The organism is Mycobacterium celatum (assembly GCF_002101595.1).
In the GTDB taxonomy this organism is placed as follows: domain Bacteria; phylum Actinomycetota; class Actinomycetes; order Mycobacteriales; family Mycobacteriaceae; genus Mycobacterium; species Mycobacterium celatum.
This window is the reverse complement of record NZ_LQOM01000024.1, coordinates 58,489-79,071: the sequence shown is the minus strand read 5'-3', so window position 1 is coordinate 79,071 and position 20,583 is coordinate 58,489. Positions and strand designations below refer to the sequence as shown.

20 protein-coding genes and 2 riboswitches are annotated in these 20,583 nt (G+C 66.8%); of the genes, 8 read left to right on the top strand and 12 right to left on the bottom strand.

The annotated features are described in order from the left end of the window. Positions 1 to 17 precede the first annotated feature (17 nt). Both AWB95_RS08310 and AWB95_RS08305 read left to right on the top strand, forming a co-directional pair. Entirely contained in the window at positions 18 to 866 is an 849-nt protein-coding gene (locus AWB95_RS08310; protein WP_062538745.1) for a bifunctional methylenetetrahydrofolate dehydrogenase/methenyltetrahydrofolate cyclohydrolase, read from the top strand. Further along, on the top strand, positions 863 to 1,144 hold the full coding sequence (locus AWB95_RS08305) for a DUF3017 domain-containing protein (protein ID WP_062538744.1): 282 nt from the start codon (positions 863 to 865) through the stop codon (positions 1,142 to 1,144). Before AWB95_RS08310 ends, AWB95_RS08305 begins: the two co-directional genes overlap by 4 nt. Before the next feature lie 2 nt (positions 1,145 to 1,146). Here AWB95_RS08305 and AWB95_RS08300 read toward each other — a convergent pair whose 3' ends face one another. Then, positions 1,147 to 1,518: a DUF732 domain-containing protein gene (locus AWB95_RS08300; protein WP_062538743.1), complete on the bottom strand. Its 372-nt coding sequence runs from the start codon at positions 1,516 to 1,518 to the stop codon at positions 1,147 to 1,149. A 159-nt stretch (positions 1,519 to 1,677) separates the two neighbouring features. Between AWB95_RS08300 and AWB95_RS08295 the strand changes: the two genes are divergently transcribed. Further along, positions 1,678 to 3,117, top strand: a complete 1,440-nt coding sequence (locus tag AWB95_RS08295; protein WP_062538749.1) for an FAD-binding oxidoreductase — start codon at positions 1,678 to 1,680, stop codon at positions 3,115 to 3,117. Between the two features lie 65 nt (positions 3,118 to 3,182). Here the strand turns inward: AWB95_RS08295 and AWB95_RS08290 are convergent, their stop codons facing one another. From AWB95_RS08290 to AWB95_RS08280, 3 genes are read right to left on the bottom strand one after another with little or no spacing between them, the layout of a single operon-like run. After that, positions 3,183 to 3,914, bottom strand: a complete 732-nt coding sequence (locus AWB95_RS08290) for a class I SAM-dependent methyltransferase (RefSeq protein ID WP_062538742.1) — start codon at positions 3,912 to 3,914, stop codon at positions 3,183 to 3,185. Further along, complete coding sequence (metX, locus tag AWB95_RS08285; RefSeq protein ID WP_062538741.1) at positions 3,911 to 5,044, bottom strand: homoserine O-acetyltransferase MetX; 1,134 nt, start codon at positions 5,042 to 5,044, stop codon at positions 3,911 to 3,913. Before metX ends, AWB95_RS08290 begins: the two co-directional genes overlap by 4 nt. A gap of 11 nt (positions 5,045 to 5,055) precedes the next feature. Then, positions 5,056 to 6,408: a bifunctional o-acetylhomoserine/o-acetylserine sulfhydrylase gene (locus AWB95_RS08280; RefSeq protein ID WP_062538740.1), complete on the bottom strand. Its 1,353-nt coding sequence runs from the start codon at positions 6,406 to 6,408 to the stop codon at positions 5,056 to 5,058. Positions 6,409 to 6,575: 167 nt separating this feature from the next. Continuing rightward, a riboswitch (SAM riboswitch) is annotated at positions 6,576 to 6,697 on the bottom strand. Positions 6,698 to 6,845: 148 nt separating this feature from the next. Between AWB95_RS08280 and AWB95_RS08275 the strand changes: the two genes are divergently transcribed. Both AWB95_RS08275 and AWB95_RS08270 read left to right on the top strand, forming a co-directional pair. Further along, positions 6,846 to 9,080, top strand: coding sequence for an NADP-dependent isocitrate dehydrogenase (locus AWB95_RS08275; protein ID WP_062538739.1), 2,235 nt, complete (start codon positions 6,846 to 6,848; stop codon positions 9,078 to 9,080). Positions 9,081 to 9,173: 93 nt separating this feature from the next. After that, a complete protein-coding gene (locus AWB95_RS08270; RefSeq protein WP_062538738.1) occupies positions 9,174 to 10,403 on the top strand; it encodes an NADP-dependent isocitrate dehydrogenase in 1,230 nt (409 codons plus the stop codon). 65 nt (positions 10,404 to 10,468) lie between these two features. Here the strand turns inward: AWB95_RS08270 and AWB95_RS08265 are convergent, their stop codons facing one another. After that, on the bottom strand, positions 10,469 to 11,302 hold the full coding sequence (locus AWB95_RS08265; protein WP_062538737.1) for an alpha/beta fold hydrolase: 834 nt from the start codon (positions 11,300 to 11,302) through the stop codon (positions 10,469 to 10,471). A gap of 82 nt (positions 11,303 to 11,384) precedes the next feature. Between AWB95_RS08265 and trpS the strand changes: the two genes are divergently transcribed. The 3 genes from trpS (at position 11,385) to AWB95_RS23655 (ending at position 14,432) form a co-directional block, all read left to right on the top strand. Then, positions 11,385 to 12,401 carry a tryptophan--tRNA ligase gene (gene trpS / locus AWB95_RS08260; protein WP_062538736.1) on the top strand — a complete coding sequence of 339 codons (1,017 nt, stop codon included), beginning with the start codon at positions 11,385 to 11,387 and terminating at the stop codon, positions 12,399 to 12,401. Then, positions 12,398 to 13,435 carry an inner membrane protein YhjD gene (gene yhjD / locus AWB95_RS08255; RefSeq protein ID WP_062538735.1) on the top strand — a complete coding sequence of 346 codons (1,038 nt, stop codon included), beginning with the start codon at positions 12,398 to 12,400 and terminating at the stop codon, positions 13,433 to 13,435. Before trpS ends, yhjD begins: the two co-directional genes overlap by 4 nt. A gap of 619 nt (positions 13,436 to 14,054) precedes the next feature. Continuing rightward, a complete protein-coding gene (locus AWB95_RS23655) occupies positions 14,055 to 14,432 on the top strand; it encodes a hypothetical protein (protein ID WP_062538734.1) in 378 nt (125 codons plus the stop codon). 73 nt (positions 14,433 to 14,505) lie between these two features. On the opposite strand, the gene AWB95_RS08240 is transcribed toward AWB95_RS23655, so the two are convergent. From AWB95_RS08240 to AWB95_RS08215, 7 genes are all read right to left on the bottom strand, one after another. Further along, positions 14,506 to 14,820 carry a DMT family transporter gene (locus tag AWB95_RS08240; RefSeq protein ID WP_085167987.1) on the bottom strand — a complete coding sequence of 105 codons (315 nt, stop codon included), beginning with the start codon at positions 14,818 to 14,820 and terminating at the stop codon, positions 14,506 to 14,508. 11 nt (positions 14,821 to 14,831) lie between these two features. Next, positions 14,832 to 14,895: riboswitch (guanidine-III (ykkC-III) riboswitch) on the bottom strand. Continuing rightward, positions 14,879 to 15,262: a nuclear transport factor 2 family protein gene (locus AWB95_RS08235; protein ID WP_238600929.1), complete on the bottom strand. Its 384-nt coding sequence runs from the start codon at positions 15,260 to 15,262 to the stop codon at positions 14,879 to 14,881. (Overlaps the previous riboswitch by 17 nt.) A 73-nt stretch (positions 15,263 to 15,335) precedes the next feature. After that, positions 15,336 to 15,410, bottom strand: a complete 75-nt coding sequence (locus tag AWB95_RS22935; RefSeq protein ID WP_232315815.1) for a hypothetical protein — start codon at positions 15,408 to 15,410, stop codon at positions 15,336 to 15,338. Between the two features lie 148 nt (positions 15,411 to 15,558). After that, positions 15,559 to 16,671 (bottom strand): N-acetylglucosamine-6-phosphate deacetylase, encoded by a 1,113-nt coding sequence (gene nagA / locus AWB95_RS08230; RefSeq protein ID WP_085168089.1) that lies wholly within the window; start codon positions 16,669 to 16,671, stop codon positions 15,559 to 15,561. Continuing rightward, positions 16,662 to 18,023 carry a sugar porter family MFS transporter gene (locus tag AWB95_RS08225; protein WP_062541206.1) on the bottom strand — a complete coding sequence of 454 codons (1,362 nt, stop codon included), beginning with the start codon at positions 18,021 to 18,023 and terminating at the stop codon, positions 16,662 to 16,664. The genes nagA and AWB95_RS08225 overlap by 10 nt, the downstream gene beginning before the upstream one ends. 215 nt (positions 18,024 to 18,238) lie before the next feature. Beyond that, positions 18,239 to 19,459, bottom strand: a complete 1,221-nt coding sequence (dacB1, locus tag AWB95_RS08220) for a D-alanyl-D-alanine carboxypeptidase DacB1 (protein WP_085167985.1) — start codon at positions 19,457 to 19,459, stop codon at positions 18,239 to 18,241. A gap of 85 nt (positions 19,460 to 19,544) precedes the next feature. Then, complete coding sequence (locus AWB95_RS08215) at positions 19,545 to 20,555, bottom strand: SMP-30/gluconolactonase/LRE family protein (protein ID WP_062541604.1); 1,011 nt, start codon at positions 20,553 to 20,555, stop codon at positions 19,545 to 19,547. Positions 20,556 to 20,583: the final 28 nt, after the last annotated feature.

Here is a 20,583-nt window from a genome sequence, read left to right as displayed (position 1 = left end):
GTGCCAGACTGTCTGGCGTGGGTGCGATCACTTTGGACGGCAAGGCCACGCGCGACGAGATCTTCGTCGACCTCAAGCAACGGGTGGCCGCCCTGGCCGCGTCGGGCCGCACCCCCGGGCTGGGCACCATCCTGGTCGGCGACGATCCAGGGTCGCAGGCTTACGTCCGCGGCAAGCACGCGGACTGCGCCAAGGTCGGCATCACCTCGATCCGTCGCGACCTGCCCGCCGACATCAGCCAGGCCAAGCTCGACGAGACCATCGACGAGCTCAACGCGAACCCGGAGTGCACCGGTTACATCGTGCAGTTGCCGCTGCCCAAGCATCTGGACGAGAACGCCGCGCTGGAGCGCGTCGACCCGGATAAGGACGCCGACGGGCTGCACCCGACCAACCTGGGCCGGCTGGTACTGGGCACGCCGGGCCCGCTGCCATGCACCCCCCGCGGCATCGTGCACCTGCTGCGCCGCTACGACGTACCGATCGCCGGGGCGCACGTGGTGGTCATCGGCCGCGGTGTGACGGTGGGCCGGCCGTTAGGTCTGCTGCTCACCCGTCGCTCCGAAAACGCCACAGTGACGTTGTGCCACACGGCAACTCGCGATCTTCCCGCGTTGACTCGGCAAGCCGACATCATCGTAGCCGGCGTCGGTGTGCCGCACCTGTTGACCGCCGACATGGTGCGCGCGGGCGCGGACGTCGTCGACGTGGGTGTCAGCCGCACCGACGACGGGTTGGTCGGTGACGTGCACCCGGACGTCTGGGAGGTGGCCGGTCACGTGTCGCCGAACCCCGGCGGGGTCGGCCCGCTGACCCGGGCTTTTCTGCTGACCAACGTCGTCGAACTGGCCGAGGCCACCCGGTGAGTCTGCGCGCAAGGTTGCGGGCGCAGTGGCCGATCCTGTCGGTCGGGCTGATCTTCGTCGCCGCGTTCACGTTGGCGGGCTTGAACTTCTGGCGCCGCGGCGCGCTGCTGATCGGTATCGGGGTGGGCATGGCCGCCGTGCTGCGGTTAGTGCTGTCCGACGACCGGGCGGGTCTTCTGGTGGTGCGCAGCAAGGGAATTGACTTCGCCACGACGGCAGTGGTGGCGACGGCGATGGTCTACATCGCGTCGACGATCGACCCGCTGGGCACGCGTTAGAGTTAGATACTCGGCATCCCCGGCACTTGCGGCAGGTTCGGCATCTGACCGTTGGCGATCGACGCCATCATCGACGGGCAATACATCGAGATCGCGATGCTGGTGAACATCTGCGCCATGGCCGGCGACATGCCGTTGTGGCCGACCACGCTCGACGCGGCGGAGGCGAATGATCCGCCGGGCTGCGACAGCATCGGACAAATCGACTGGCCGAGTGCGGCCGTTCCGGCCGGATCCTGGTAGTTGACCCCGGCGCCGCCCAGCGCCGAAAGAAACGATTCGTCGATCGAATCTGCTTGCGCCGGCGCCGCGATGGCCGCAGCCGCCGCAAGCAGGCCAGCGGCAGCTGCTGGTGATGTCCAATTGCGACGCATGTCGCGCTCCTCATCTGTTAGGGGTTCCAACGAACACTGAGTCACGCGCATCACGTCTACGACACGGCGAGGTAAAGGTTCGCCTACGGTTGGCCCGAAACGCCTGACACGGTATGCGTCAGCCCGGTTTTTGCCAGTCCCGTGGTCGACAATGCGGCGGTGGCTCGTGAGTTCTCACGCAAGACATTTCTACGCGGTGCAGCCGGAGCGTTGGCCGCCGGTGCGGTATTCGGCCCGGTGCGGGCGCGAGCGGAACCGAATCCAGCTGGCTGGAACGGTCTTTCGTCCGCCATCGGCGGGCAGGTGCTCACGCCGGGCGACGGCGGCCAATTCGCCGCGGCCAAGCAGGTTTTCAACACCAACTACAACGACTCGACGCCGGCGGCCGTCGTTGTTCCTTCCTCGGCGGCCGACGTCCAGAAGGCCATGGCATTCGCCGCCGCCCACAACCTCAAGGTCGCGCCGCGCGGCGGCGGGCACTCCTATGTGGGAGCGTCGACGGCCAACGGCGCGATGGTTCTCGACTTACGTCAGCTGCCCGGCGGAATCAGCTACGACGCCGGCACCGGGCTCGTCACGGTGACACCGGCGACCAGCTTGTATGCGATGCACCAGGCGCTGGCGGCGGCGGGCCGTGGCATCCCGACCGGCACCTGCCCGTCGGTCGGCGCCTCGGGGCACGCCCTGGGCGGCGGGCTCGGTGCGCAGTCCCGCCACGCGGGCCTGATGTGCGACGCGCTGAGATCGGCGACGGTCGTGCTGCCCAACGGCCAGGCGGTCACCGCATCGCCCACCGATAACCCCGACCTGTTTTGGGCGTTGCGCGGTGGCGGCGGTGGAAACTTCGGCGTGACAACGTCGTTGACCTTCGCCACGTTCCCCGCCGGCGACGTCGACGCGGTGAACCTCAACTTCCCGCCGCAGTCGTTCGCGCAGGTTCTGGTCGGTTGGCAGAACTGGCTGCGGACCGCCGACCCGAGCAGTTGGGCGCTGGCCGACGCCACCGTCGACGCGATGGGCACACACTGTCGTATCCTCGCCACCTGCCCGGCCGGGTCGGGCAGCAGCGTGGCGGGCGCAATCACCAAAGCCGTTGGGATGCAACCAACCGGGACCGAGAACCACACCTTCAACTACTTGGACCTGGTCAACTACCTGGCCGTCGGGAACCTCAACCCGTCGCCGCTGGGATATGTCGGCGGGTCCGATGTTTTCACGACGATCACGCCGGCCGCCGCGCAGGGGATCGCGTCGGCGGTCGACGCGTTCCCGCGTGGCGCCGGCCGCATGTTGGCGATCATGCATGCCCTCGACGGCGCGCTCGCCAGTGTGGCGCCGACGGCCACCGCGTTCCCGTGGCGGCGGCAGTCCGCGCTGGTCCAGTGGTACGTCGAGACATCCGGTGACCCTTCGGCGGCCACCGGCTGGCTGGGCACCGCACACCAAGCGGTGCGGCCATATTCGGTTGGCGGCTACGTGAACTACCTCGAGGCGAACCAGCCCGCGTCGCGGTACTTCGGCCCGAATCTGGGCCGGCTGGCCGCTGTGCGGCAAAAGTACGACCCCGGTCGAATCATGTTCTCGGGCTTGAACTTCTAAGGTGCCGAGTGGCCACTTATGACACGCAAATCACCAAAAAGCGTGCAATAACTGGCCACTCGGCGCTACGAAAGTGTTGCCCGCACGCACACGGTGACGTACGGCAGGGCCAGGCCGTTGTTGTTGGCCAGCGCCGGGTGGGTGGCCAACAACTCACGCACCTGGTCCAGCGTCTTGGTGCGCACCTCGGTCGGTGAGGTGATGCAGTAGCTTCGCGACGCCACCAGGTCGATAAGCGCTTGCGGTGTCAGGTAATTCGTCCACTCGACCTGATGACGCTCGACGTCGGTGAACGGCGCCGGAAGGGTAGCCTCGCCGCGGGCGGGATCGCCGTCGCTGCCGATGATGCGGCCCAGCTCGCGCACCCAGCCGAGCCGCTCGTCGCGGGTGTTCCACACCAGGCCCAGTCGCCCGCCCGGCCGTAGCACCCGGGCCACTTCCGGAATCGCCCGCGACGGCTCGAACCAATGCCATGCCTGGGCAACCAGCACCGCATCAACACTGTTGTCGGCCAACGGAATCTCTTCGGCGGTCCCCAGCAGCGCCGGCGTGTCCGGCAGCGAGCTGCGCAGCACGTCGAGCATCTCGGGGATCGGGTCGACGGCCACCACATCCAGTCCGCGCTCCACCAGCCGGGTGGTCAGCTTGCCGGTTCCCGCACCCAGATCGAGCACATCGCGGGCGCCCGTCGGCAGGAGCCAGTCGATCGCTTCCGGCGGATACGACGGGCGTCCCCGCTCGTAGGCCGCCGCCTCCGCGCCGAACGACAGCGAGCGGTCTTGCCGGGAGCGAGTCACCGTGGCCGCACTCCGTCGGCGAGCGCCAGCGTCTGCCGCACCAATTCACCGACCGCCTCGGACTCCACCAAAAAGCCGTCGTGCCCGTAGATCGAGTCGACGACCTGCAGCCCGGAGCAGCCCGGCAACAACTCGGCGAGTTCCTCTTGTAGACGCAGCGGGTAAAGCCGGTCGGAAGTGATGCCGCCGACCACCACTGGAACCGGGCAACCGCGCAGCGCGGCGGCGACGCCACCACGGCCGCGACCGACGTCGTGTCGCGACAGCGCCTCCGTTAGCACCACGTAGCTGCCGGCGTCGAACCGCGACACCAGCTTGCTGCCCTGGTGCTCGAGGTAGCTCTGCACCGCGTAGCGGCCACCCGTCGTCGGATCCTCGTCGCCCTGAGGGTCATTGGCGAACCTGGTGTCCAGCTCGACCTCGCCGCGGTAGGTCAGATGCGCGAAGCGCCGGGCGATCTGCAGCCCGACGTCGGGCGTACGTCCCGTGTCGTAGTAGTCGCCGCCCTGCCAGTTCGGGTCCGCCTTGATGGCCGCGATCTGAGTGCTCTGCGTGCCGATCTGATCGGCGGTGGCGCGCGCGCCGACCGCCAGCAGCAACCCGGAACGGACGCGGTCGGGATGGCTGACGATCCATTCCAGCGCCCGGGCGCCGCCCATCGAGCCGCCGACCACGGCGGCCACCTCGGTGATGCCGAGTGCGGCCAGTGCGGCCACGTCGGCCTCCACCTGGTCGCGCACCGAGATCAGCGGAAACCTTGAGCCCCAGGGTTTTCCGTCGCGGGTCAGGGAGCTGGGGCCGGTCGAGCCGCGGCAGCCGCCCAGCACGTTGGTGGCCACCGCACACCAGCGGTCGGTGTCGATCGGTGCGCCCGGCCCGGCGATACCGTCCCACCAGCCCGGCGTCGGATGCCCGGGGCCGGCGGGTCCGGTGATGTGCGAATCACCGGTGAGCGCATGCAGCACCACTACGACGTTGTCGCGCGCCGGCGACAACTCGCCCCAGCGCTGCACGGCGATACAGACGTCGTCGATCACCTCGCCGCTTTCCAGCTTCAGCGAGCCGATGTCGACGACACCGACCTCGCCTTCGGCGGGCAGCGTCTGGGTCGGCACATCGGAGATCGTCACCTGTAGCCTCCTCAGAACGCCGCCACGGCTTGCGGATCGGCGGAGTCCCGGTGCGCACGGGCCGCGGCGAAACCGAGCTCGAGGTCGGCCAGGATGTCGTCGATGCCTTCGATGCCGACCGCCAGCCGCACCAACCCCGGGCTGACGCCGGTGGACAGCTGCTCTTCGGGGCTGAGCTGGGAATGCGTCGTCGAGGCCGGATGGATGACCAGCGACCGCACGTCGCCGATGTTGGCGACGTGGCTGTGCAGCTGCAGTGCGTTGACGAACGCCTTGCCGGCCGCCACCCCGCCGGCCAGTTCGAAGGCCAGCACCGCGCCAACGCCCTTGGGCGCCAACTTCTTTGCCCGCTCATGCCACGGCGAGCTGGGCAGCCCGGCGTAGTTGACCGACACCACGTCGTCGTGGCCGGCGAGGAACTCGGCCACCCGCTGGGCGTTGGCGACATGCCGCTCGATGCGCAGGCTCAACGTCTCCAGGCCCTGGGCCACCAGGAACGCGTTGAACGGCGAGGCGGCCGACCCGTAGTCGCGCAGCAGCTGCACCCGGGCCTTGAGCGCGAACGCCGGCGCACCCAGTTCGGCGTACACCACGCCGTGGTAGCTGGGGTCGGGGGTGGTGAAGCCGGGGAAGCGGCCGCTGGTCCAGTCGAAGGTGCCGCCGTCGACGATCACCCCGGCGATCGCCGAGCCGTGCCCGCCGAGGTACTTGGTGGCCGAATGCACCACGATGTCGGCGCCCTGCGCGATCGGCTGGATCAGGTACGGGGTGGCGATGGTGTTGTCGACGATCAGCGGCAGGCCGTGCTCGTGGGCCACCGCCGACACCGCAGGGGTGTCGAGGATGTCTATCTGCGGGTTGGAGATGGTCTCGGCGAAAAACGCCTTGGTGTTCGGCCGCACCGCCGAACGCCAGGATTCCAGGTCATCGGGGTCGTCGATGAACGTGACGTCGACGCCGAGCTTGGCCAGCGAATGGTGGAACAGGTTGTAGGTGCCGCCGTAGAGCCGCGGGCTGGACACGACGTGGTCGCCGGCGCCGGCCAGGTTCAGGATCGCGAATGTCGCGGCGGCCTGGCCGGAGGCCAGAAACAGCGCGGCCACCCCGCCCTCGAGCGCGGCAATGCGCTGCTCGACGACGTCGGTGGTCGGGTTCATGATCCGGGTGTAGATGTTGCCGGGCACCTCCAGCCCGAACAGCGCCGCGGCGTGCGCGGTGTCGTCGAAGGTGTAGGAGGTGGTCTGGTAGATCGGCAGCGCCCGGGCGTGGGTGACCGGGTCGGGCCGCTGGCCGGCGTGGATCTGCTTGGTCTCGAATGACCAGTGCGCGGCCGGGTCGCCGTCGGTGGTGTGCTCAGCGCTCATCTGGATGCTTTCTGCTGGGAGGTTCGGGTCGCTCGCAGGGCTGCGGGACGCCATCGCAAGACGACGTCAACCGGCAGGCCTGCGTTCAGCAACTGCGAGACACGATGGGCCGGCCCAAATAGGCGCGCATCAGGTTTCCCTGTCTACTCGGGGGGCCCGTCACGGCGGACCCGCGCTTGCCGCGTAACCGGTTCTCGGTTACATCAACCTGGTCATCACCCGGGGCACCCCACCGCGGTTGGAGGGTTGCCGGCCAGCAAGCCGGGGCTTAGCGCTGGCGCTCATGACCGATGTGCAGCTTATCGCACGTCGCCGACCTGATGCCACCGGGCTATTTGGTGGCGACCCGCGGTGACCCGCTGCGTCCCGTACGGGATACTGGCAACCACCGTCATCACCACCCAGACCCACTACCGACAGCGAGGCCGGGAGAAACCATGAGCGCCGAGCAGCCGACCATCATCTACACGCTGACCGACGAGGCGCCGCTGCTGGCGACCTACTCCTTCCTGCCGATCGTGCGTGCGTTCACCGAGCCGGCCGGCATCAAGGTGCGCACCAGCGACATCTCGGTGGCGACGCGCATCCTGGCCGAGTTTCCCGATCACCTGACCGAAGAGCAGCGCGTGCCGGACAACCTGGCCGAGCTGGGTCAGCTGACCCAGTCGCCGGACACCAACATCATCAAGCTGCCCAACATCAGCGCCTCGGTGCCGCAGCTTGTGGCCGCGATCCGGGAGCTGCAGGAAAAAGGGTTCAAGGTGCCGGACTATCCGGAGAACCCGAAGACCGATGCGGAACGAGAGGTTCGCAAGCGCTACGCCAACGTCTTGGGCAGCGCGGTGAATCCTGTTCTGCGGCAAGGCAACTCGGATCGCCGCGCGCCGAAGGCGGTCAAGGAGTACGCGCGCAAGCATCCACACAGCATGGGGGAGTGGTCGATGGCGTCGCGCACCCATGTGGCGACCATGAAGCACGGCGACTTCTACCACGGCGAGAAGTCGATGACGCTGGACCGTGCGCGCGGCGTGAAGATGGTCCTGGAGACCAAGAGCGGCGAGACGATCGTGCTCAAGCCCCAGGTGTCGCTGCTCGACGGCGACATCATCGACTCGATGTTCATGAGCAAAAAGGCGCTCTGCGAGTTCTACGAGGAGCAGATGGAGGACGCGCGCAAGACCGGCGTGATGTTCTCGCTGCACGTCAAGGCGACGATGATGAAGGTCAGCCACCCCATCGTGTTCGGTCACGCGGTCAAGGTGTTCTACAAGGACGCCTTCGCCAAGCACCAGAAGCTGTTCGACGAACTGGGTGTCAACGTCAACAACGGGTTGGTGGACCTCTACAGCAAGATCGAGTCGCTGCCGGCCTCACAACACGAGGAGATCATCCGCGACCTGCATGCCTGCCATGAGCACCGGCCCGAGCTGGCCATGGTGGATTCGGCCAAGGGGATTTCGAACTTCCATTCGCCCAGCGACGTGATCGTGGACGCGTCGATGCCCGCGATGATCCGCGCGGGCGGCAAGATGTACGGCGCCGACGGGCGGCAAAAGGACACCAAGGCGGTCAACCCCGAATCCACGTTCGCCCGGATCTACCAGGAGATCATCAACTTCTGCAAGACCAACGGCCAGTTCGACCCGGCGACCATGGGCACCGTTCCCAACGTCGGCCTGATGGCGCAGCAGGCCGAGGAGTACGGCAGCCACGACAAGACGTTCGAGATCCCCGAGGACGGCGTCGCCAACATCGTGGATCTCACCACCGGCGAAGTGCTGCTGAGCCAGAACGTGGAAGCCGGCGACATCTGGCGCATGCCGATCGTGCGGGATGCACCGATCCGGGACTGGGTCAAGCTGGCCGTCACCCGGGCGCGCAATTCCGGTATGCCGGTGGTGTTTTGGCTGGACGACGAGCGTCCGCACGAGAACGAACTGCGCAAAAAGGTCGAGGCCTATCTCAAGGACCACGACACCGAGGGTCTGGACATCCGCATCATGCCGCAGGTGTGGGCGATGCGGTACACGCTGGAGCGGCTGATCCGCGGCAAGGACACCATCGCCGCCACCGGCAACATCCTGCGCGACTACCTCACCGACCTGTTCCCGATTCTGGAGCTGGGCACCAGCGCCAAGATGCTGTCCATCGTGCCGCTGATGGCCGGCGGCGGCATGTACGAAACCGGGGCGGGCGGTTCGGCGCCCAAGCACGTCCACCAACTGGTGGAGGAAAACCACCTGCGCTGGGATTCGCTCGGCGAATTCCTCGCGCTGGGCGCCTGTTTCGAAGACATGGGGATCAAGACCGGTAACGAGCGGGCCAAGGTCCTGGGCAAGACACTGGATGCGGCGATCGGCAAGCTGCTGGACAACAACAAGAGCCCGTCGCGCAAGACCGGCGAGCTCGACAACCGCGGTAGCCAGTTCTACCTCGCCATGTACTGGGCGCAAGAACTCGCGGCCCAAACCGACGACCCGCAGCTGCGCGAACACTTCGCCGCTCTGGCCGATGCGCTGACCAAGAACGAAGACGACATCGTCGCCGAACTCAACGAGGCGCAGGGCAAACCGGTGGACATCGGCGGCTACTACGCGCCGGACGCCGCGATGACCACGGCGGTGATGCGGCCGAGTAAAACGTTCAACGCCGCGCTCGCCGCAGCCGGCTGACCGGGTTCCAGGGCGGTCCGGTTCAAACCGGTCGGTACGGGGCACCCGTACGAGTGATCACTCGTCGTCGTGCGTAGGAGGACTCGAACTCACATGTCCGGCAAATCCAAGATCAAGGTCGAAGGCACGGTTGTCGAGCTCGACGGTGACGAGATGACCCGCGTCATCTGGCAGTGGATCAAGGACTTGCTCATCTTTCCGCATCTGGACATCAACCTGGACTACTACGACCTGGGCATCGAGCACCGGGACGCCACCGACGACCAGGTGACGATCGACTCGGCGTACGCGATCAAGAAACACGGCGTCGGCGTCAAATGCGCCACGATCACTCCCGACGAGGCCCGGGTCAAGGAATTCGACCTCAAGCGCATGTGGTCCTCGCCCAACGGAACGATTCGAAACATCTTGGGCGGCACAATCTTTCGTGAGCCAATCATCATCTCGAACATTCCGCGGCTGGTGCCCGGCTGGAAGAAGCCGATCATCATCGGCCGCCACGCTTTCGGTGACCAGTATCGGGCGACCAACTTCGAGGTGGACAAGCCCGGGCATGTCACTTTGACCTTCACCCCGAACGACGGCAGCGAGCCGATCGTGCACGAGATGGTGTCGATCCCCGAAGACGGCGGCGTCGTGATGGGCATGTACAACTTCAAGCGATCCATCGAGGACTTCGCCCGGGCGTCGTTCGCCTATGGGCTGCAAGAGAACTACCCGGTGTATCTGTCGACGAAGAACACCATCCTCAAGACCTACGACGGCATGTTCAAAGACGAGTTCCAGCGCATCTACGACGAGGAGTTCAAAGACAAGTTCGAAGAAGCCGGGCTGACCTACGAGCACCGGCTGATCGACGACATGGTCGCGGCCTGCCTCAAGTGGGAGGGTGGCTACGTGTGGGCCTGCAAGAACTACGACGGCGACGTGCAATCGGACGCGGTGGCCCAGGGTTACGGTTCGCTGGGGCTGATGACGTCGGTGCTGATGACAGCGGACGGCCAGACGGTGGAGGCCGAAGCCGCCCACGGCACCGTCACCCGCCACTTCCGGCAATATCAGGAGGGCAAGCCGACCTCCACCAATCCGATCGCCTCGATCTACGCGTGGACCCGCGGATTGCAGCACCGCGGCAAGCTGGACGACACACCCGAGGTGATCGACTTCGCCAAGAAGCTGGAAGACGTCGTGGTTTCCACGGTCGAGGGCGGGCAGATGACCAAGGACCTCGCCCTGTTGATCGGCGACGAGCAGGAGTGGCAGACCAGCGAGGAATTCCTCAACACGATCGCCGACAACTTGGAAAAGACGCTCAGCGCGTAGCGCGAGAAGACGCAGAATCGCACGATTTCGAGACGAAATGTGCGATTCTGCGTCTTCTCGCGGGGTCAGGCCTCGATCGCCCGGGGCGGCCAGCTGTACTGGTCGAGGAAGTCGGTGATGACTTCGGTGATCCGGCCCGGCGCCTCGAACATCGGGATGTGCCCCAGGCCGTCGAGCTCGGTCACCTGCGTTCCTTTCGGCAGGTGGGCCCGGAAGTAGCGGTGGGACCTCGGCCCGGGGAAAACCCGATCCTTCTGGCAGATCACCAGGTGCGCCGGCACGGCGGTGTGCGCCAAGTCCACCAGGCCGGGCCCCAGCAGCGCCTTGAGCAGCAGCTGGAAGTAGGCCGGGCAGTGCGCCACGTCGTCGATGATCTCGACGAGCTCGCTTTCGCTGACCCCGTCGGGTGATGCGCTAATCGGCAGGGTGGCCAAGCGGCGTGCCAGCGGCAGCTGCAACGCATTCGGCCCCAGGAAGCGGGCCAGCGCCCAGACAGGCATGCCCAGGATGAACTTCGCGATCACCTCGAACTTTGTCGGGGTCCACCGGCTCCAGCCGCCGGCGGGGGCGATGCCGGTGACGGTTCGCGCCCGCCCACGGCTCTCGAGCTCGAAGGCCACCCAGCCGCCCAGCGAGTTGCCGACGATGTGCGCGGTGTTCCAGCCCAGCTCGTCGAGTTGCCGCTCGACGTGGTCGGCCAGCACCGACGAGCTCAGGAACCAGGTGCCCGCATAGGGGCCGCCGTTGTGGCCGGCCATCGTGGGTGCGAACACCTCGTAGCGGCCGGTGTCGGCGAGCTGCTGGGCCACCGTGTCCCACACGATCTGCGAGATCAGGAACGGGTGCAGCAGAACGACGGGTTCACCGGAGCCGAGGTGAATGGGCGCGCGAGACGTCACTCTGCCGACACTAAGGTGATACCGGCGGTACCGCAAGCACAGGGCATGCGGCCCTACGCAGGCGTGAAAAGATCGAGTCATCATGAGCACCGCTACCGGATTGCGCCGGGTCTTCTCCGGCGTGCAGCCCACCTCCGACTCGATGCACCTCGGCAACGCGTTGGGGGCGGTGGCCCACTGGGCTGACCTGCAGGACAACCACGACGCCTTCTTCTGCGTCGTCGACCTGCACGCCATCACCATCCCGCAGGATCCGGAGGTGCTGCGGCGCCGCACCCTGGTCACCGCCGCGCAGTACCTGGCGCTGGGTATCGATCCCGCTCGCAGCACGATCTTCGTGCAAAGCCACGTGCCCGCCCACACCCAACTGGCATGGGTGCTGGGCTGTTTCACCGGATTCGGCCAAGCCTCGCGGATGACCCAGTTCAAGGACAAGTCGACGCGACAAGGCAGCGAGTCGACGACGGTGGGCCTGTTCACCTATCCCGTGCTGCAGGCTGCCGACGTGCTGGCCTACGACGCCGAGTTGGTACCGGTAGGAGAGGACCAGCGCCAGCACCTCGAGCTGGCGCGCGACGTCGCCCAACGGTTCAACAGCCGGTTCCCGGACACCTTCGTGGTTCCCGAGCTGCTCATCCCCAAGGTCACCGCCAAGATCTACGACCTGGCCGACCCGTCGTCGAAGATGAGCAAATCGGCGGCCACCGCCGCCGGTCTGATCAACCTGCTCGACGATCCGGCCTTGTCGGCCAAGAAGATTCGCTCGGCCGTGACCGACAGCGAACGCGAAATCCGCTACGACCCCGACGCCAAGCCCGGCGTGTCGAACCTGCTGGTCATCCAGTCCGCGGTCACCAGCACCGACGTGGAGACCTTGGTTGAGCGTTACGCCGGGCGCGGCTACGGCGACCTGAAAAAGGACACCGCCGAGGCCGTAGTCGAATTCGTGACACCGATCAAGGCCCGCGTCGACGAATTGCTCGCCGATCCTGCCGAATTGGAATCCGTGTTGGGCAGCGGCGCGGCACGGGCCCAGGACGTCGCGGCAAAGACCGTCGATCGTGTCTACGACCGGTTAGGGTTCCTGCCCCATCGATGAGCGAGCCGGGCAGACCTGGAATCCTCGATCGGCTGCGAACGCGATACGGGTGGTTCGACCACGTCATGCTGGCCAACGAACGCTTCAACGAATGCAAGGGCAACTTCTTCGCCGCCGGCCTAACCTACTACACGATCTTCGCGTTATTCCCTTTGCTGATGGTAAGTTTCGCAGTCGGCGGGTTTGTGCTGTCGCGCAGGCCCGACGTATTGCACCAGATCGACAACAAGGTGAGGGCCAGCGTCCCGGGCAACCTGGGGCAGCAGGTGATCGACTTGATGAATTCGGCGATCGACTCGCGAGCGTCGGTCGGAATCATCGGCCTGGCCGCCGCTGGATGGGCCGGCCTGAGCTGGATGGCCAATCTGCGCGAAGCACTCAGTGGCATGTGGAAGCAGCGCGCCGAGCCGCCCGGTTTCATCCGCACCAAACTTTCGGATTTGTCGGTGATGGTGTCCTCATTCGTGGCAATCCTGGCCACCGTCACGCTCAGCGCGTTGGCCAGCGCCCGGCCGATGGCCAAACTGCTTGGCTGGCTTGGGATTCACAATGTCCCCGTGCTCGACGGGGTGTTGCGCGCTGTCTCGATGTTGATGTCGGTGCTGGTGTCGTGGCTGGTGTTCACCTGGATGATCGCCCGGTTGCCGCGGGAGTCGATCAGCTTCGCCAGCGCGGTGCGGGCCGGGCTGTTCGCGGCGGTGGGCTTCGAGTTGTTCAAATTCGTCGGATCGATCTATTTGCAGGCGGTCCTGCACACCCCGGCGGGTGCCACGTTCGGACCGGTGCTGGGCCTGATGGTGTTCGTCTACGTCACGTCACGGCTGCTGTTATTCGCCACGGCGTGGGCGGCGACGTCGCCGGAAAACCTGCTTGCGACACCTGTCGAGCCGCCCGCCCCGGCGGTCATCACCCCGCGGGTCCAGGTCGACGACGGGCTGAGTATGCGGCAGGCGTTGACCGCTGCCGCAGCGGGAGCCGTTGGCGCGCTGGGTATTTCCCGGCTCATTGGCGCGAGCAGACGCAAAAAGCTCTGACACGCCGAGCGCGCGAGGACTTTTGCGTCTGGTGTGTCCCGCACGTAGAAGGGAGTGTCGATGTAGGTAGAGCTGCTGGATGCGGTGCTGTGCAGGAGATGAAGGATTGTTGGCCCTTCGGAGTCGCCCTGCGGGGGGAGGCTTTAAACCGCCACATGCTGCGGGAGTGGTAACGCGACCGTGGTGAGCGATGTGGAAAAGGCGCGCGTGACGTGTCAGGTGGGGATCGGGAAGGCGAGCGCAAGCGAATCGCTGTTGACGTGTCGAAAAAAACAGATGGCATCGAAACCGGGGTGTCTACCCGATCCCGGGATGAGTCTGGCGGGTGCCCGTTGATTGGCCAGGTGGTGTCCGGCATGGAGGCGACGCGAGCCCGGTCTGCGGCTTTTGCATGGAACGGGAGAAGGCCGAATCCGACACCGCCCATTGCGGTTGAGGGTGGGCGAGAGGGAGTAGCCCGCGCCTGAGCGTGGGTGTGAGTACCGTCGCGGGTTCGGCTGGCGGACTGGCTCGTAGTAGTGGTGAAGCTCCTGTAATGGGGGTGGAGCGAAGGGGCTGGGTCATCTGTGACTGTGTTGGTGGGATCAACCGAAACCCGATGGGGTTCGGGAGGAGTCGCATGGGCGAGTTGAAGTCGCCGGGCAAGCCGTTCGAGATTTCGAAGTGGGCGGTTCGGGAGGCGTTCGAGAAGGTTAAGGCGAACAAGGGCGCCCCGGGCGTGGATGGAGTGTCGATCGAGGAGTTCGAGGCCGACCTACAGAACAATCTGTATAAGGTGTGGAATCGGATGTCGTCGGGCTCCTACTTTCCGCCTCCCACGCATCAACGCCTACCTGATGCGGTGGGTCCGCAAGAAATACCGGCGGTTTCGGGCCCGCGGGGCCTTCCAACAGGCGTGGCGGCGGGTCACCACCCAGCACCCGCGGTTCTTCGCCCACTGGGCATGGGCCACCGCTGTCCCGAAAGTCTGGTGATCAAGGTGACAAGAGCCGTATGAACCGAGAGGCTCACGTACGGATCTGTGGGAGCCGGAGGGTGAAATCCCCTCCGGCTACCCGACCTCGCGGGAGCTAACTGACCAGTTTCAGGCCGACGATGCAGCCGACCACCCCGGCGATCAGCACCACCTTCACCAATGACGCGGCCTCGTCGCCGGTCAACATGGCGTAGGCGACGGTGAGCACCGCACCGATGCCCACCCATACCGCGTAGCTGGTTCCGGTCGGCAGACTGCGCATCGCGAACGCCAGCCCGGTCATCGACAACGTCAGCGACACCGCGAAAACCAGCGACGGGCCCAGTTTCGAGAAGCCGTCGGAGCGGTTCAACGCAGTCGCCCACACCGCCTCCAGGATTCCCGACACCACCAGGGTCAGCCAGGCCATCGCGCACCTCCACCGCGCCGTCTTGTCGCTGGCCGGGTACGGCGGGCCTCGTCCGGTGTCAGTTGCTGACGGGTTTGACGTTAGCAAATGCCTCGCTCATCCTCGCGGCAAATACCCTGGCGGCCTTGAGCGGCCGGACCATCACGGTCAACACGTCGATCAAGCCGTCGTCGCGAATATGGATGAAGTCGCAGCCCTGGATGTCCAGCCCATCCACCGTCGCGCAGAACATCAAAGCCGTAGTGTCCGCGCTGATTTCCTTCTCGAAGTGAAACCCCTCCAACACGGTCGCGACGGCCGCGACGATGGTCGCGACCACGGCCCGGCCGGTATAGGGTCGGTGTGCGACGGGGCTGTGCAGCACCACATCGTCGGTGAACAGCCTTCCGATGGTATCGAATTGGCGAGATTCGACGGCGGCGCGGAACGGGTGTATGGGCATATCTTGTGGACCTCCGGATCGGCTGGTTCCTAGGTAAGACGTCGCACCGGAGGCAGATGTGACATCCCGTTCGTCACGTGCCGGTGAGGTAGCGCTGCAGGGTCGGTCCGATCCAGCCGACCAGGTCCTCGACGGACGCCGACGCGATCGGCTCTATTCGAAGCGGCCGTCACCGTGTCGGCGTGGCTGCTGGCCTGGTTCGCGGTCTTCCTGGTATTCCAGGCGAGCGCCATCCGGTTCGGGGAAGAGCCGCATCTCGCCGATCGCTACAGGGACGAATCTCGGGCTGGCACAACTCAACCGAGCCACTCGCCGCCCGCCATCACGGCGGTCACTTCTAGATCCCGGTCCAGCACCACGAGATCGGCGGTAAGACCCGCGCGCAAGCTGCCGACGTCGCCGAGTCCCAGCGTGCGGGCCGGCGTCGTCGCCGTCATCTGCACTGCTGCGGCCAGGCCGACCTCGGCCGCCACCGTACGGAAGAGCTGGTCCATGGTCGCCGTGCTGCCCGCGATGGTCGACGTCCCGCGCACCCGCGCCACCCCGGAGACGACGTCGACGTCGAGTGTTCCCAGGCGAAACGAGCCGTCGCCCCGGCCCGCCGCGGCGGTGGCGTCGGTGACCAACGCCACCCTTGCGGGACCTGCGGCCTCGATCACCGCATGCAGCACGGCGGGATGGACGTGCACGCCGTCGGCGATCAGCTCGACGGTCACCCGGGCATCCTGCAGCAGTGCCAGCGCCGGTCCCGGTTCGCGGTGGTGCAGCGGCCGCATCGCATTGAACAGATGGGTGGCGACCGTCGCGCCGAGCGCGACGGCATGCTGCGTCTGCTCGTAGCTGGCATCCGTATGTCCCACGGCCACAACCACTCCCGCGTCGGCAAAGCGCGCGATAGCGTCGTCCACACCGGGACGTTCCGGTGCCAGGGTCACCATGCGGATGGCGCCGTCACCGGCGGCAAGCAGCGCGTCGATCTCGGCGGGCTGCGGGTCGCGCAACTGCCGGGGGTCGTGTGCTCCGCAGTGCTGTGCGCTCAGCCACGGCCCCTCGAGGTGGATGCCCGCGACGGTGCCTGCCCGGGTCGCCTCCGTCAGCGCCCGCACTCCGGCGAGCAGTTCGGCCGGTGAGGCACTGAGCAGGCTGGCCAAAGTCGTGGTGGTGCCGTGGCGACGGTGAAACTCCGCCGCCCGCACGATGTCCGGGCCGCCGTAGGAGGCTCCGCCGCCGCCGTGCACGTGCATGTCGACGAAGCCCGGCACCACAACGGCGTCGGGCAGGTCGACGTCGGCTGGGCGCGGCGGCAACCCCGGCCCGCAGTCCCGGATGCGCGCGCCGGACACATCCACCCACCCGGGCCGGCAAACCTGCTGCCCGATAACCGTTGTGCCAGCGGCGATCAGGGGCATGGCCGGGCATCCGTCGGCACCGCGTCGGGCCAGCGCCCGCCGCATTCCCAGAAGTGCCGGATCTCCTCGAGTTGGCGGCCCTTGGTCTCCGGAGCGAACCGGTAGACAACGGCGAATGCGCACACCGCGAGAACGCCGAACACGGCGAAAGTTCCTGCGCCGCCCACTGACTGCAGCATCGTCAGGAAGGCGCCGACCACGACCGCGTTCGCCACATGGTTCGCGGTGAGCATTGCGCTGGAGCCCATCGACCGCAGCCGCGACGGAAAGCTCTCGCCGGCATACACCCACACGAGCGCCCCGAAGCCGAAGGTGAAGCCCATCGTGAACAGCAGCACGCCGACGAACCCGACTATCGCCGGGGCGTGGGTGGCGAACATACCGATGAGCAGTATGTCGGCGGCGATCATCATCGCGATACCCGACAACAGGATTGGGCGCCGGCCCAGCCGGTCGACCAGAACCAGCGAGACCAGCACTGCGGCCAGCGCCGCGGTCTGCACCAAGGCCGGCAGAATCAGCAGCGAGAAGTTTCCGGTGAAACCCATTGCCTCGAACAGCCTTGGGCTGTAGTACACGATCGCGTTGATGCCCGTGATCTGGATGAAGAAGCCGAGCGCGATCACGAAGAGGGTGGCACGCAAATAGGGCGCCCGCAGCATCTCGGCCAACACGCCGCCCTTGTCTTCCTGCAGCGCGCGTTCGATTTCCGCGAGTTCAGCCTCGACATCGCGGTCGGGCTCCACCCGTCGCAGCGCCCGACGAGCGTCGGCAGCCCTGCCCTTGAACGCATACCAGCGTGCGGTGTCCGGCATCCGGAGCAAGAGCGGTATCAGCAGGACGGCGGGCAGCGCGGCCAGGCCCAGCATCCATCGCCAACCCTGCGCGCCGGCCAGCAAGTAGGCGGCCAGATAACCGAGAATGAGGCCGACCACGGTGGCCACTTGGTAGGCGACCAGCAGCGCACCGCGCACTCTCGCCGGGGCGGACTCGGCAATGAAGACCGGAACCACCACCACCGACACCCCGATCGTCACGCCCAGTAAGAGCCGCGCCGCCAACAGCATCGGCACCGAAACCGCCGCCGCGCTCAGCAGCGCGAAAACGCCGTACCCTGCGGTTACCAGCACCATCGTGCGCTGGCGCCCGATCACGTTGGCCAGCGCGCCCCCGCTCAGGGCCCCGGCGATTTCGCCGAACACCACTGCCGTCGTCACCAGCTCCTGCTGCCGTGTGCTCAGACCGAAATCGTCGGTGATGAACAACAGCGCGCCGGCGATGTTGGACAGGTCGTAGCCGTAAATCACGCCCAGGCTTGCCGCGGTCAGACCCAACAGTCCTGCACGGCGCATACCGCTTTATAGCAGCGGGCGCCCGCCAGCCGGTTGACTCAAGGGCATCCTGTCGGACTGAGGCGACCAGCACTGTGGCAAGAGTCTCAGCGCGGTGGCGATGACGATGGCCAGTGGCAGCAAGCTGGTGCTCGTCGATATCAGCCACCAGCCGTAGGTTCCGAATCCATTGGCGCCGTTCCACTGCTCGGTCGAGGCAGAAAAACCCTGAACTGTCATGAGAACTCGCGCTGCGGTCGGCGGTTCAGCGACCGCGCGGCCATCATCAAGCCAAATACGATGATCGTGCCGATGACCGCCACGCCCACCCGCACCGGCAGCGCGTCGGCGGCCGGCACAATGGGTGCGGCCCGGTTGGCGGTGCCGTCCTCGGTGGCATCGGGTTTGGCGGCCACCAGCGCGGGGTCGGGTTCGATCAGTGTTCCCACCCGGGTGCCGGGGGAGGTGGCGAAGCCGTAGTCGAGCAGGTGCGCGGCCTGTTCCCACGGCGCAATCGGCTGGCGGGTGCCGTGCAGCAGCACCGCCATCAGCCGCCGCCCGTCCCGGTTTGCCGCTCCCACGAACGTCTGCCCGGCGTCGTCGGTGTAGCCGGTCTTGCCGCCCAACGCGCCTGGGTAGTGGTAGAGCAGCTGGTTGTCGTTCTCCAGCTGGTAACCCGGATGGTCGGCGTGGCCGGGGAAGTCGAAGGTGCGGGTGGCGACGATGTCAGCGAATGTCGGGTTCTGCCAGGCGTATCGGTAGAACAGCCCGATGTCGTACGCCGACGTGCTCATGCCGGGCCCGTCCAGCCCGGACGGTGTCGCGACGCGGGTGTCGCCGCCGCCGAGCTTGCGGGCCAGCGTGTTGATTTTCTCCAGCGCGACGGGCATGCCACCGAGCTGCATTGCCAGCGCGTGCGCGGCGTCGTTGCCGGAATGCATCAGCAGCCCGTGCAGCAATTGGTTGACCGTGTAGGTGCCGCCGGGCGCGACGCCGACCTTGGTGCCTTCCGCGGCCGCGTCCTCCGGGGTACCGGCGACGGTCTTGTTGAGGCTGAGTTCGTTGAGCGAGGCCATCGCGACCAGCACTTTGATGACGCTGGCCGGGCGGTGACGACCGTGCGGGTCTTTAGCCGCGAGGACGGCGCCGCTGTCCAGGTCGGCGACCAGCCATGCCTCGGCGGAGACGTCACCGGGAACCGGCGGCGTGTCGGGTGCCGCGATCACGCCGCAGCCGCCCAGCGTGTTGCCGCCGACCGGCGCGGCGGGCACCGGCAGCGGAACCGGGGGATCGCCGGCCTGCGGTACCTCCGAGGAGTCGACGGCGGGCGGGGTGGTCACCCGGTACGGGCAGGTGCCCGTCGCGACGTTGGGCTCGGCGACCGCGGCGGGCATGCTCGGTGCGGCCAGCAGGAAAACCGCCCCTGCCAGGCACAACGCAGATCGTAAGAGGGCCATCGTCTGTGCAGATTAGGCGATCGGCGACGGATTTCCGCGGAGCCGCGCTGTGACTGGTGTTGCAGAAGTTACTAAGATTTCGGCCTTACAGCCCGGTGGCCGCCAGGTCCACGTGCGCGACCGCCGGGTAGTTGATCGTGCCCATCCACAGCCTGCCGGCGCTCTCCACGAGCCCGGTGACGACGCCGAACTCCGGATGCTTGGTGCGCAGACCGGCGACGACGTGGCCGCTGCCGGGGTCGAAGGCGAGGGCCCACACCTCCGGCTTGATGTGCGGTTGCAGCCGCTCGGGCAGCCGCCACGCCAGCTTGCGCAGAACCGGCGCCCGTGGCACCAGCCATTCCAGGGCCGTGTTGACCTCGGCCACCATTGCAGTCCAGATCCGGCCGTCGGCGCCGGTGGAGATGTTGTCCGGCATGCCCGGCAGGTGCACCGCCAGCGGCGTCACCGATCCGGCTTGCGGGCCGGAAAGCCAGTACTTCGAGAGCCGTCGCGCCTGGGTTTCGGCGAAGACCAGTGCCGACTCGTCGGCCGTCGGCGTCACCCCGTTGGCGAAGTACAGCCCGTCGAGCAGCTGAGTAACGGTGCCGTCGGCGCCGAGCTTGAACAGGCCGCCGCGTCCCCGCGCCTCGATGACCGCGGCGGTGTAGTGCTCGAACCGGAAGTCGCACGTTGATTCGGTGAAATAGATTGTGCCGTCGGATGTTTCGGTGACATTGGAACAGAACATCAGTGGTCTGCCCGCCACGGATTCCGCCAGCGTCGTCAGCGTGCGGTCAGCCGGGTCCAACGCCAGCAGGCCGCGGTGGCTGTCGCAGATCAGCACTCGCCCGTCGCGCGCCACGTGCAGGCCCAGCGGCCGACCTCCGGTATCGGCGACAACGGCGGGCGCACCGCGGTCGGGCGAAATCCGCACGATACGACCGTCTTCCAGGCCGGTCCAGATGTGACCACTGGCGTCTGTCACGACGTCCTCGGGGCCGTTGCCCGGTAGCGGTACGACGGTGACGTCCGGCGAGGGGACCTCGGGCAGCGGGTCGACCGGCGGCGGTTGCCACCGAACCGGGTCGATACGTGGTTTCCTCACAAGGCGCATCTTGCCGCGAAAGTGCATTCCGCGACGG